Annotated in this window: 11 protein-coding genes and 1 pseudogene; 6 read left to right on the forward strand and 6 right to left on the reverse strand. The window is 57.4% G+C overall.

Annotated elements, in window-relative coordinates; genetic code table 11:
* Positions 1-146 precede the first annotated feature (146 nt).
* The 3 genes from ACP15K_RS15845 to ACP15K_RS15855 are packed head-to-tail and all read left to right on the forward strand — an operon-like array spanning position 147 to position 3,741.
* The gene (locus ACP15K_RS15845) at positions 147-1,385 is read left to right on the forward strand and encodes a tyrosine-type recombinase/integrase (RefSeq protein WP_424990674.1); all 1,239 of its coding nucleotides are present in this window, start codon (positions 147-149) and stop codon (positions 1,383-1,385) included.
* A complete protein-coding gene (locus ACP15K_RS15850) occupies positions 1,382-2,746 on the forward strand; it encodes a tyrosine-type recombinase/integrase (protein WP_424990673.1) in 1,365 nt (454 codons plus the stop codon). Before ACP15K_RS15845 ends, ACP15K_RS15850 begins: the two co-directional genes overlap by 4 nt.
* Positions 2,743-3,741: a tyrosine-type recombinase/integrase gene (locus ACP15K_RS15855; protein ID WP_424990672.1), complete on the forward strand. Its 999-nt coding sequence runs from the start codon at positions 2,743-2,745 to the stop codon at positions 3,739-3,741. The genes ACP15K_RS15850 and ACP15K_RS15855 overlap by 4 nt, the downstream gene beginning before the upstream one ends.
* Before the next feature lie 121 nt (positions 3,742-3,862).
* Here ACP15K_RS15855 and ACP15K_RS15860 read toward each other — a convergent pair.
* Positions 3,863-4,681, reverse strand: a pseudogene (locus ACP15K_RS15860) (ArdC family protein); the annotation flags it as partial.
* A 40-nt stretch (positions 4,682-4,721) separates the two neighbouring features.
* Entirely contained in the window at positions 4,722-5,207 is a 486-nt protein-coding gene (locus ACP15K_RS15865; protein WP_152453183.1) for a hypothetical protein, read from the reverse strand.
* A 445-nt stretch (positions 5,208-5,652) separates the two neighbouring features.
* On the opposite strand from ACP15K_RS15865, the gene ACP15K_RS15870 reads away from it, so the two are divergent.
* The gene (locus ACP15K_RS15870; RefSeq protein WP_027264271.1) at positions 5,653-6,003 is read left to right on the forward strand and encodes an MbcA/ParS/Xre antitoxin family protein; all 351 of its coding nucleotides are present in this window, start codon (positions 5,653-5,655) and stop codon (positions 6,001-6,003) included.
* Complete coding sequence (locus ACP15K_RS15875) at positions 6,003-6,515, forward strand: RES family NAD+ phosphorylase (protein WP_424990953.1); 513 nt, start codon at positions 6,003-6,005, stop codon at positions 6,513-6,515. The genes ACP15K_RS15870 and ACP15K_RS15875 overlap by 1 nt, the downstream gene beginning before the upstream one ends.
* A gap of 174 nt (positions 6,516-6,689) precedes the next feature.
* Here ACP15K_RS15875 and repC read toward each other — a convergent pair whose 3' ends face one another.
* The 4 genes from repC to ACP15K_RS15895 all read right to left on the reverse strand — a co-directional run bounded on the left by repC (position 6,690) and on the right by ACP15K_RS15895 (position 11,404).
* Positions 6,690-7,745: a plasmid replication protein RepC gene (gene repC / locus ACP15K_RS15880; RefSeq protein WP_424990954.1), complete on the reverse strand. Its 1,056-nt coding sequence runs from the start codon at positions 7,743-7,745 to the stop codon at positions 6,690-6,692.
* A 240-nt stretch (positions 7,746-7,985) separates the two neighbouring features.
* A complete protein-coding gene (gene repB, locus ACP15K_RS15885; RefSeq protein WP_424990955.1) occupies positions 7,986-8,969 on the reverse strand; it encodes a plasmid partitioning protein RepB in 984 nt (327 codons plus the stop codon).
* Positions 8,954-10,153 (reverse strand): plasmid partitioning protein RepA, encoded by a 1,200-nt coding sequence (repA, locus tag ACP15K_RS15890; protein ID WP_424990956.1) that lies wholly within the window; start codon positions 10,151-10,153, stop codon positions 8,954-8,956. Before repA ends, repB begins: the two co-directional genes overlap by 16 nt.
* 342 nt (positions 10,154-10,495) lie before the next feature.
* The gene (locus ACP15K_RS15895) at positions 10,496-11,404 is read right to left on the reverse strand and encodes a recombinase family protein (protein ID WP_424990957.1); all 909 of its coding nucleotides are present in this window, start codon (positions 11,402-11,404) and stop codon (positions 10,496-10,498) included.
* Between the two features lie 167 nt (positions 11,405-11,571).
* On the opposite strand from ACP15K_RS15895, the gene ACP15K_RS15900 reads away from it, so the two are divergent.
* Positions 11,572-12,606, forward strand: coding sequence for a LacI family DNA-binding transcriptional regulator (locus ACP15K_RS15900; RefSeq protein ID WP_424991001.1), 1,035 nt, complete (start codon positions 11,572-11,574; stop codon positions 12,604-12,606).
* Positions 12,607-12,731: the final 125 nt, after the last annotated feature.

Below are 12,731 nucleotides of genomic sequence, written 5' to 3' on the forward strand. Positions count from 1 at the left end.
AGTTATCGCGAGGAGGGCATAATGCGGAGGAGAATTTCGTAGCCCGTTTGATTTCAATGTGTTGGGTCGTGGCTGTGCCGTTCTTGCTGCGCATTATTTCAGGCTGGATGTTTCTTGGGTTGATCAATCAAACCAAGGAGGAATCGATGTCCCAATCGCCTTTCAAGGAAATTTCAGAACTTCGCGGCACGCTGCGCCGGCAGCGCTATAGTCCAACTGTCATTCACAATTATTGCCTCTACGCGGGTCAATTCCTCGCTTACCTGGAAGAGCATGCGATTGACCTGCACGACGTCACTCCGGAACTTGTCGCCGAATATCTGCGCTACGCGGTCCGGCAGTTTCAAATGGACCGCGGGCGCGCACCGGGGTCCAGCTGGGCATCGATACCGCGGTCGGGGATTTACGCTTTGCTGCGCTCCGCTCTGCCGAAATGGCCGCCGGCTCTGCCTGCTGCAAACGAAGCGGAGCGTCTCACCCGCGAGGTTTGCGACCAATATGAGCGATGGCTGCGACACGAACGCGGTTTGGCCGAGCCTTCGATCACGGCGCTGATGTGGGAGGCGCGCCACTTCTGCAAATGGCTCATCCAGCGATACAGAAAAGCCGATTTTGCCGATCTGAGCGTGCGCGACATCGATGCTTATATGGATATCAGGGCGCCGGGCCTGACACGCAAATCGCTCAAGGATGTCGCCGAACGGTTACGCGGCTTCCTGCGACATTTGCACCGGAGCAAGCTGCATGCGGACGATCTCTCGGGTCATGTGATTGCCCCGCTTCTCTACGCCCATGAGGGCATTCCGTCGATCCTGACCGTCAAACAGATCGCGGCGGTTCTTGAGCTTGCGGGGCAGGACAGCTCATCCTTGGGGTTGCGTGATCACGCGATCCTGCAGCTTCTTGCCAACTACGGCCTTCGGTCCGGCGAGGTCGGCCGCCTGCAGATCGAGGATATCAACTGGCGGGCGGATACTCTTCGGGTGCAACGCTCCAAGACCAATGCCACGGCTATGCTGCCCCTGATGGAACCCGTGGGGGAAGCGATCCTGCGTTACTTGCGGGACGGCCGTCCGGACGCGGATGTCCGCACCGTATTCCTGCGGAGCCGTGCACCCTATCAGTCGATGAAGGCGGGCGGCCTCTATGGTGTGGTCAAACGGCGCCTCGCTGCCGCCGGAATTGAGCTTGCTGGCAAGCGCGGGCCGCATATCTTTCGCCATGCCCGTGCGGTCAGCATGCTGAGGGCATCCACCCCGCGCAAGATCATTGGCGATGTACTTGGCCACCGATCCCCGGAATCGACAGCGCCCTATCTGAAGCTCGCCACCGAAGACTTGCGTTCGATTGCCATCAACCTTCCAGACCGGGAGGTGAGACAATGAGAGGTTGGCCCGAGGATGGCGATGAGATCATCGAGCACTACATCGCCCGGCTTCCATTGAACTGCGCGATAACGCCAATCTACTATCGGCAAGCGCTGAACAGCTTCCGGCAGGCGGTGTTGCGGTTTGGCGCAACCGGCCGGCAAGCACTTGAATACTGGTTGCGTGAGCGCGGTGAGGTTTGGGCCCGCTCAACGGTGCTGCACCGCGCCCGGATTGTTGCCCGCTTCCTCGATGCCCTGGCGCATGAAGGAAGGATTGGGAGCAATCCGATCTCCGACCTTCGCCGTGACTATAATGCCCACAGTGACACGGGCGTAATACGGGCTTTGATGGCCCCTGATCCCAATCAGGCACTCGAGGCGTTGCGGCAACCTCGACCGTTCGAAAGTTCATTGGGAGAGCTGATGCGCAACCATGTCGAGCGGATGCAGCGCCGAGGTTACCGGTATGAGGCGGCCGACGTCATTTGCCGCCGGTTCGACCGCTTTCTGCAGCAAAGGCCCGATCTTGATGGCAAGCCGTTGGAGACGCTGCTTGCGCAATATCGCCAGACAAAGTCCAATGTAAATCATCCTGTCGAATGCGAGAGACTGGCACGTATCCTGAACAAGGCACTGTGTCATGACGACCCAACTCGCCCCAAACGGCGACCGAATAACCGGCCCGAAAAACAAGTCGTGCGCAGCTGGCGGCGTCCCTATATCTACAGACCCGAGGACATCCAGCGGTTACTGGCAATTGCCCGGACCTACCCATCGCCGCGCGCGCCCTCGCGTCCGATCAACCTCTACACGATGTTGGTTCTGGCCTATTGCGCCGGGCTGCGAATCGGCGAGATCGCAAGGCTGACGCTTGGCGACATTGACATGCAGGCCGGAACAATCGCGATCCGGGAGACGAAGTTCTTCAAGTCCCGCATTCTGCCGCTGTCGGACAGCGCGATGGATGCTCTGTGCGTGCTTCTCGAAGCGCGGCAGAAGGCCAAGGTCTCTCGCAGCCCAGACGCCGGTTTGTTCTGGCACGATCAAAAGAACCGCTATTACTGTCGGGCAACTATCAGCACCCACCTTGTTGCCATTCTGCGCATGGCTGGTCTCAAACCGGCCACGGGCAAGACCGGGCCGCGCATCCATGACCTGCGACATACCTTTGTCGTTCACCGGATCCTCGAGTGGTACCGACAAGGTGTGAACCCGCAGGAAAAGCTGCCGTATCTTGCAACATATCTCGGCCACCGCGATATCAACTCCACGCTGGTCTACATCACGGTGACCCAGGAGCTGCTGTATGAAGCGAGTGAGCGGTTCCGGGCCTTCACCTCGCCCGGCAACGCTGAACCGGCGGAGGTGGCACCATGAAATCTGATCCGCTCCCCCAATTGCTGCGCATGTTCTTCACTGACTGGATGGTCCAGCAACGCAACGCCTCTGTGCATACCATCAAGTCGTATCGGGACACCTGGAGGCTCTTTCTGCAATTTGTCGCGGCCCGGCATGGCAAGCCGGTTGTTCGCCTAGCGCTGAGCGAATTGACCGCGGCGAAGGTCATCGCCTTCCTGCAACATCTTGAGGTCGAACGCGGTGACACAATCGGCACCCGGAACTGCCGCCTCGCCGCCCTGCGCAGCTTCTTCGGCTTTGTGGCAACGCGCGAACCGGAGTTCATGGCGCAATGCGCGGAGGTTCTGAACGTGCCGACGAAAAAGGCACCGATCCGCGCGCCAGATTACCTCGAACCCGAAGAAGTGCAGGCGATCCTGGCTCAACCCGACCGCTCCACGTTGATCGGCCAGAGGGACCATGTCTTGCTGTCGCTGCTCTACAATACCGGCGCGCGCATCCAGGAAGCGCTTGATCTTCGCCCCCAGGCGATCAGGTTCGATGCTCCGGCCTGCGTGCGATTGTACGGAAAAGGCCGGAAAGAACGGATCAGCCCGCTTTGGCCGGAAACGGTCGCCTTGCTGAGGTCGTTGCTTGAGCGAATACCGAGGCCGGCCGATGAACCTCTCTTCGTAAACCGCTACGGCAACCCTCTCAGCGCCTCGGGCGTTCGGTTCAAGCTGGCGGACTATGTCAGGGCGGCTGAAAAGACCGCGCCGACGCTGGCGAGAAAACATGTGACGCCGCATAGCTTCCGGCACGCGACGGCCGTACACTTGGTCGCCGCCGGCGTCGACGTCACGGTCATCCGAAGCTGGCTGGGTCATGTCAGCCTTGAGACCACCAACCACTATGCACAGGCCAACTTGGAGACCAAACGGAAAGCACTGGAGCGGGTCGAAAGACCAAAGACCGATAGTCCGCCATCATGGCGGCGCGACCAGGGCGTGCTCGACTGGTTGGATACGCTCTGACGCGCATCAAAAATTATGCGGAGGAAAGTGAACAGACCGCCAGGGAAACAAAGGCATTGGCGGACTTCCTCCGCATTATGCCGTCCTCGTGATAACTGCGCTAATGACGAGCTCGTCATTAGCGCAGCCAGTTGTAGAGGTAAGCGGCATTCATCTCGAGCGTATGCGACGTGAACCCAAGTTCCTGCCCCAAAAACACCGACGTGAGCTCGGCCACGATCTCTTCGCGGGCATAGGCCGTGTTGCCAAACTTCGAGAGGCCGTAGTCCCGGTTAAGCCGATGCGGGGCTTTCGTGGCATGGGCCAGCTCATGGGCCCAGACCCCGTAGAAATTGCGCGGGTCGTGGAACCGGGTGATCGACGGCATGTAGACCTTGTCCACGGGCGGTAGGTAGTAGGCTTCCGTGCCGGAAAAGACGGTCGTGATGTCGATGGCGTCGAAAAACGCCTGCATATGCGGAATGGGCTCGGACGGCGGATGCTCGGGTGCTGGCTCCGGATCGGGGAAGCAGCTGTCGGGCAAGCCATCGATCTGGCAGGCGTTGAACACGCGGTAGGATTTCTGGAAGCGAAAGACGCGGGCCTCCTCGGAGCGATCATCCCTCTCCCCGTGGTCGTCCTCGCCACCGGCGTCTTTCCAGCTTTGGCCGTAATAGACGACGACAGAGGACTTCTCGCCCTTGCGAACCTTTGCGTCCAAGGCATTGGCCTGCGGCAGCGTCATCCAGAAGGGAGAGCTGTGGCCCGCCATCACGGTCCGCATGGTCAGCAGGAAGTTGTTCACCCCCTGGTAGGGTTCACCGCCCACGCGCAGGGGGCGTGAGCTGCCGCCTGCGGTCCAGGGCTTGCGCCATGGCAGGACGCCGCTCTCGATGATGCGGATGATTTCGTTCGTGATGACCTCGGAGGCATCGAATTTGGGCGTTCGTGATCGGGCCATGGCTGGCCTCCTTTCGAGTGTTGGTGAGAGGGAATGGTGATCAGGCTGACTGACGGGGCCGTGGATTGTTGGTGATCCGCGCGCCGAGCTTTTCGACCATGTCGATGTAGGTGGTCAGCGAGACAGCCCGGCCAGGACCGCAAGGGTCAGGGTCGACCGATCCGTCTCGTGTCACACGAGGCAGGTTCGCGAAGGCGATGCCATCGGTGACGGGTCGGATATCGATGAACGGCGTGCCTCGTGCGACCGCTAGAGCGGCCAAGGGAAAGCGCTCGATCGGCGCGAAGGTCGACACGGTGGTCCAACCGAGATGGAGGAATGTCCCACCCTCCCCGCAGATCACATGCGCGTTAGGCAATGACGCCGCCTGCCTGAGATAGCCGAGATCGCGGAGAACGGCTTTCCGCTCGAGCTTCCGTGCCAGCCCTGTCTGACCGGCTCGGCGCAGCTCTCTATGCCGCCACCAAGAGGCAGCGGTCGCGCGCAACACGCGCAAGACACCTGTTTGCATGGGAATGCCCTTCATCCGGAAAAACAGACCGGAACCCGGCCCGGACCCATCTGAGGGACCCCAAAGGCCCTCATCCGTCAGTCACAAAACCCGAAGGACACTTTCACTTTCCAACCGCCAACTGGACCACGGAAACTGACAAGGGTCCGACACCACCGCGGTTCCCAAGAACTTCATGCAGTCAGTGCCGGTTGGGGTCCAAGATCGGCAAGGGATATCGGCAACCCCTGCTCGACCACAGCAGTCTTTGGCGTATTATCAATAACTTATCTGATGCTCTCGATCGGCAAGAAACGCGCCTACTGCGACTTTTCAGGCCCAAAAATCAGGATTTCCGGCGTTCAGAGCAATGCAGCGTTACGGATTAGCATGGGAAAAGAAGTCACATTACCTCCTGACAGCTTGAATTTCAGCAATATTGCCGCTATATACCGTCAATATCACTGTAGGAGCATAGATCATGCACATCACGAACTTTGCTGAAGCCGGGCAATTCGAACCGCGCAAGATCGCCGCGGTACTACGCACATCAGCAGAAGAGATCGCATTGACCGTCGGCTTGGGCAAGGACGCGCTGCAGAGGCGAGCCCGCATCGGTTCGGACAAGACGCAGCGCCGCCTGCGCGAATTGGTAGAGGTGCTGAACAAAGTCGAACCCCGCTTCGGCTCGGAATTGATGGCCTATGCATGGTACCGGTCAGAGCCCCTGCCCGGCTTTGATGGCCGAACAGCCATGCAGCTGGTTCAGGAAGGCAAAGCGCAGCAAGTTCTGGAATACATCGATGCGGTCGATGCGGGCGTCTTTGCCTGATGCCCCTGAAAGATGGACGCTACGCAGGGCCACTCTATCGCGCCCTGAACCCGGTCTATGCGCGTGAACCTCTGTCCGGACGAGGCGCCGAACTCTATGGAGGGCGCTTTAATGCCAAGGGCACCCCTGCCCTTTACACCTCGCTGGATCCCGCGACCGCTCTTAGAGAAGCCAACCAGGTAGGCAGCCTGCAACCCACGATCCTGGTGTCCTACAATGCCGACCTTGGGCCTATTTTCGATACCCGCGATCAGGACGGACTTGACCGGTATAACGCGACCGAGGCGATGCTTGCCGACCCTGCATGGCGCATGAAGATGCTCGATGGCCAACCTGTGCCGACACAGGATTTAGCACGCGCCCTCATAGCGGATCGGTTTGCGGGGCTTCTGATCCAGAGTTTTGCGAAGGGCGCGTCATCATCGGACTTGAACATCGTTTTGTGGGCCTGGACTGACAATACCGGTTCTTTGGAAGTGGTGGATGACGAAGAACGGCTGTCACGCATGTGAGTTGTGAGACTTGGTGCCAGATCTGTCCACCGCGGTGGACATCGGCCGGACGGAGGAACATGGAATGACCGCGCAGTATCGCCCTATTGGAATTTGGCTCGTTGGCTTTGATGCATGTGGAGAGACCACTCGTCATTGGACTAGTTGCCAGTCAGACGTCCACCGCGGTGGACACTAGGCGGTTTGCATAGCAGTTTTGGATAGACGCTTGATCAAAGCCATTGGATCAAACTGGTCTTGACGTTGGCCCAAGGTAATACTGTGAAAATACGCTCCAAAGTCCCTGATACGTTTTCCAAGTTGTAGCATGATGAAGATCGCGCATGATGCTTTCTGAGCTCCTACTGCATTCTTGGCTTTTTCGAATGTATCTGGGTGAATCCCCATCATGGGTGCAAGTGTTCGAGCATGGTTTTCAATTTCCAACCAGTTTCTAAGCCTCTCTGTGGAGAACGACGTCGCTTGATCGCAAACTGAGGTTAGCAAGTCTGGTTTCAGAGCTTCATTGCCTATGTTGCTATCTAAATCTTTTTTTTCTTCTTCAGACTTAGATTGGTGCCGGACAGTTTGTCCGTCATTGGCGGGCAATTCTACAGTTTCTGGTGGGTCATCTGGGGTATGCAAACTCTGGCATTCTCTGTCTGTGTCTGCGAGTAGCGCGTGGTATTCAGGGAGGCTCAGCTTCCTGCGTAGAGCTTTCCGTGCGTGGCTGATGAATGTGTTGCTGGGATCATGCTCTTCCAAATGGGCGAGCTTTGTTAGGATCTGTTTGCGGACAAATATCCGATCCCGCCGGTTGTTCTCCATCTCATGTGCGATGGCGATAAGCTCGCTCGCGCGTTGGAGGAGGGGGGTAAGAGACAGTCCATAACTGATGCATTCCCCGTTGGACGAGCGAACGCGGTAGCGCTTTTGATTTGAACTGTCATTGCGTTTGATGAACCCGAGTTCGACGAAGCGGTTGATGTGTCTGCGAAGTGTCCGTTCGTCGATTCCGCCGACGCGCTGGCAAATCGAGTCGTTGGACGCGAAAACCGTTTCACCATGGCCGGGCTTCAAGAAACTGAGCATGGCTTGAAGTGTTTGGATATGGCCAGGACGCAGACCGAATACGCTACGTGCATCTCTCAGTGCCCTGAAGATGGTCCAGATGTCGGTTTCAGCCGCAGAAATTGAGCCGCGTGATGCATCAGCACCAGCGGTTCTGATCGAAAGTTCTGTAAATGCCATGGTTTGTTCACGACGACCGTTCGGCCCACAAATTCCCAGTCTCTTCCCGAGATTTCGCTCAGAAAAAGGCAATAAAAATCGGTCCACCGAATCGGTGACTCTTGACCGGTTTGCTGGAGGTTGCTACATCATGAGTGCTAATCGAATGATGAGGGCTCTCCAGGGGAAACTTTGGGGGGCTCTTTTCTTTCTGGTCTTCGCTTTTCTCCTCTGCTCGCGTTACTCTGTGTGGCTCGGGGCTTAGGACCCAGAGCCGCTCTCATCCCGCCACTGTTCGAAGAGCTGCAAAAGCGTTGCCTCCGCGCGCTCTTCGAGCCATCGGCCGAATTCTGGGTTGTCCTTCTTGGCGATCTTGATGGCGATCGTTTTCTGATCGACTGTCAGCGTTCCCACAGAGCTACCGTCCCCATCTTTGACGACGGACGTTAGGCTGCGGTTGGCTTGCTTCTTGTCGCTACGCGCCTTGTTCGAGCAAGCCGAGTAGACTGCCTGAAACTTCTCCGCGCTTGGAGTGTCGTCGGGCAGGGCGGCAATCACCTCTTTGGCCGTGTTCACCAGATCTATCTTTTTCGAGAACGCGGCCAGGTCACCCCATTGCCGTCGTCCGATGCCATGCGCCGGCCCTATCAGCTGTACAAGCCCTTCTGGCAGTTGCTCTATGACGACGCGATGGTTGGACACGCCCTGCCGTGTCAAGCCGAGAGCATCCTGAATGACGTTTGGCTTGTAACCTGATTCCTGCATCTCTTTGATAAAAATAGATTTCTCAATGAAAGACGGGTCTAGTCGGAGGTTGTTCTCTTGGCCCTGTGCGATCAGAGATGCATCGTCATCCAAGGTCCGAACGATCGCTTTGACCGTTCCGCCGACCATGCGGATCGCTGCAAGCCTGCGTCGTCCGTAGATGATGCGGTATCTGTCCGGTTGCGCTGATGGACGGACCATAATTGGTACTTGTTGCCCATGCTTGCGAATGCTTTCGGCCAACCCATCAATGCTGGAATCCTCCAGCACCAACCGATCGCGCAGGCCATCCATATCAATCTGGTCGGGCTCGATGTCACGGATCGAATTCGCGGTAATCTCGCGCAAAGAGTCGCGCAATCCGCCAACAGAACCTGGCAGTTTTGCTGCCTTTGATGGGGTAGGGGAGGGGGCCGTGCTCTCCTTCTCTTCCTTTGGTGGCTGATTGAAGATGTTTCGGGCCATCAGCGACGCCCCCATGCCATTTGGATTGTCTGTTCCAACTCATCGCCAACGCCGTTCACGCTGGTCAGAGCGCGATCAATCGTTTTTCTGATGAATTGGCTCGGATCAACTTCGTAGACGGTTTGCTGGGTCATACCAGCGTCCGAGATTGCCGTAGATTTCAGCATTGGCTCAGTCATGACCTGTCCGGCCAAGATCGATCTCAGGTAGCCCGCCATCTGGGTCTGAGGCCCGTCCGACGGCTCGTATCTCGTGATCAAGAACTTTACGAAGTCCCAGGTAACGCGCCGGCCAATGGCTTCTTCCACGGCCTTGACCGTTTCCGAAGCAAGTTTCAGGAACTGGCTCATGGACGCGATGTCGAGCATGCCAGGTACCACGGTTACCAAAAGCCCCGTCGAGGCTGCCAACGCCGTAAGGGTCAAAAAACCAAGTTGAGGTGGGCAGTCGATCAGAACGATGTCGTAATTCGCCTCTACTTCCTCAAGCGCTAAGGCGAGACGCTCCGCAAATATGGGCTGCACCCGGCGGGCGAGGGCGTTTGCCGTCTCGGTTTCGTATTCCGAGAGCATTAGGCCCGCTGGGACCATATCGAGCTTATGGAAGTAGGTTTTTTGGATGACGGCTGAGAGCGGAACTTGTTCCTCATATCTCAGGGCATCATAAATTGTGCCGCCTTCGGCGAACTCGAGCTCGGGCCGAAAGCCGAAAAAGGTGGTCAGACTTGCCTGCGGATCGAGATCCAAGACCAACACTCGGTAGCCTCGCAAGGCATACCGTTGTGCAAGATGTATCGTTGCTGTCGTTTTTGACGATCCGCCTTTGAAATTGACGACAGACATCACCTGGAGACGATCGCCCTCACGTCGACCAGGGCGGTAACTTTCTGCGTTCTTTCCAGTGCGCCCCAGAATATCGCGCAACTCATCAATCTCTTGGGCTGTGTAGAACCGGTGTCCGCGGTTGTCTGTATGCACTTCCGGGAAGCTGCCGTCCTTGTGCCGGTTGCGCAGGTTAGATGTGCTCACGCGCAGGAGGCTGGCGACCTCGGTAGAACTGAAACGGCGCAGGGACTTTCGTTCTTCGGGCTCGAAAGCGATCTTCATCTGGCGATCCAAAGACTCAGCCAGATTGTCGGCAAATGCTCCGATGTCGGAAGACCCTATGCCTTGCGCGTATCCAACGTTACGATCATCCATATCCTGCCGCCCACTCTCGGCCTCTGTTGAGGCTCTTGGTCATTCTGACGGTGTACAGCGTATCTGACGCGTTTTTCCGTCAGAATGGGAATGCCACGATCCAGTGAGTCCGGCAAGAAGAATCTAGATGTAGTGTGAAAGTTATCCACAGCACCAATACGTTCAGGCGCATCAGGATAGCCGTAAACGTTTGATTTTATTGCATTAAGTCGACGTGATCGCGCTTCAAGCCACCAATCCGAATTGTTTGGATGGTTTCAGCTAAACCCATGCAACCAATGGCACAATTGAACGTCTGACGGTGTCTGGAGCAATAGTTTCTGTTGGATGAGCCCCTGCTAGTTACAGTCGGGAGTGAGCCGATTCTGATGAAATTAGACGAAGTCGCTCCGCTCGTTCGAGCAACATCTTGACCGACGACGGCTGCCAGCTCGTGCGACCTCGAGGGGTGCGCTCACGCATAGACTCAAGCCGGTCGCAGATTGCCTGAAGAGTGATGTCTGGGTCCGCGCCCTTGATGCCGGCGACGATTGCGGGCAGGCGATCGTTGGTTTCGCGGCGCCCGGCGCGGCCAAGCACTTCATTGGGCAGAAATCCGTCGCGCACATATGCCTTCACGGCACGGAGCAAGCGACTTTGTGTCCAGCGGCGATCGTGGGGCAGGGGGCCATTGATGATCCGCAGGACGTCCTCCCAAGCCATATCGGGGCGCAAACGGCGCACATGGGGCACCCAATCCTGCGCAGTTTCGTTCAAGCGCTCCATGAAACCGTCCTGTCGCGCCAGCCGCACTTTGCGCAGCGCGGCGGGGTCCTTGGCGCGAAGCCCAGGGTTGCCACCTACGCGCCCTTTGGCGCGTGCCGAGGCAAGGCCGGCCTTGGTACGCTCTCGGATCAGGGCACGTTCAAACTCGGCGGCAGCGCCCAGAACTTGCAGCGTGAATTTGCCCTGCGGGGATGAGGTGTCGATGGGGTCCTGCAGGGAGCGGAAGAAGGCGCCCTTGGCCTCCAGACGCTCAATCACCTCGAGAAGATGCGACAAGGACCGCGCAAGGCGGTCGATCCGCACGACGACCAGCGTGTCGCCGCTCTGGACGCGTTCGAGCACCCGCGCGAGCACAGGACGCGCGCGATTGCCGCCTGAGGCGTGCTCTTCGAAGATCTCGACGCAACCCGCAGAATGGAGGGCCTCAGACTGGGGCAGGGGGGTCTGATCCTCGGTTGATACGCGCGCATAGCCTATGAGGGGCATGAAATCGGGCCGTTTGCAATTTAAGGTATCGCTACTAAACGACGGATTGAAACGGAGTAGCTTCGTGCAAGCAGATATTGCTTCCACCTGTGAGTACTCGTCACACATTGCTTTCAGGGGTTGTTGATCCTATCACTGAGTGACGAAATTACGTCATCTGGGGTTTCATTTTGGCGAACAGGGCAACGATCAAGGATGTCGCTCGCGCGGCAGGTGTCAGCGTGACGACTGTCGACCGGGCAATTAACGGTCGCGCTACCGTTAGTTCGGATACGCTTAGAAAGATCGCTGAGGCAGCGCGCCGTGTTGGTTATCATGGAATAGCCGGTTTTCGGGATCGGCTGGATCAGACGCTTCCGGAAATAAAACTTGGCTTCGCGCTCCTGAAGCAGTCCCAGGAGTTCTATCGCAATTTTGCCCGCGAAATCGAGTTGGCGGTCGCAGCGCGGTCTGACATCCGTGGCGAAGCGATCGTTCAGTTCTCGTCGTCTCAATCACCTGCCGAATTTGCGGAAATTCTGACGGAGCTTGGCGAAAAGTGTGATGTGATCGCTGGCGCAGCGGTGAATGATCAGAAGCTTGATAGGATCGTTCAGGACCTGAAGGACAAGAACGTGCCGGTCTTCTCCCTCCTGAACGATTTCGCTCAGGGCATTCGCAAGAACTACGTCGGTCTGAACAACATGAAGGTTGGTCGACTCGCGGCTTGGTTGATAACGAAAACTGTCCACAATCCGGGAAAACTCGCAATTTTCGTCGGGGGAAACCGCTGGCACGGACACGATCTGCGCGAAGTCGGCTTTCGTTCCTTCGTGCGTGACGCGGCGTCAGGGTTCTCGGTTCTTGACACGCTTGTGAACCTCGAGACCCGGCAACTGACCTACGAGGCAACACTAGATCTTCTCGACCGTCATCCGGATTTGAAGGGCATCTATGTAGCTGGTGGTGGCATGGAAGGTGCGATTGCCGCACTGCGCGAGCGGCACGCCGAACCGCAGGTCGCACTTGTTGTTAACGAGTTGACGGCGGAGAGCCGTACTGCACTTGTCGATGGCTTTGCCATCATGGCTATCGCAACGCCTCTACCTGAGCTTTGCAAGAACCTCGTCGAGATGATGATTGATGCCAGAGGCCAGGCCGATGACGGTGTATCAGGACAGTTCTTTCTCGAACCACGTCTATATCTTCCGGAAATTGTTTGATGACGTAAAAACGTCATGGCGCGCAATAAAAATGCGTCATTAATGACGTTAAATACCGCTCCCTTGATTGACTGAATCCGCAAGTCGGCGCAATCGTCATGAACAGCGCCGGATGGAGGATTCGG

The organism is Fluviibacterium sp. S390, from assembly GCF_049800695.1.
GTDB lineage: Bacteria > Pseudomonadota > Alphaproteobacteria > Rhodobacterales > Rhodobacteraceae > Meridianimarinicoccus.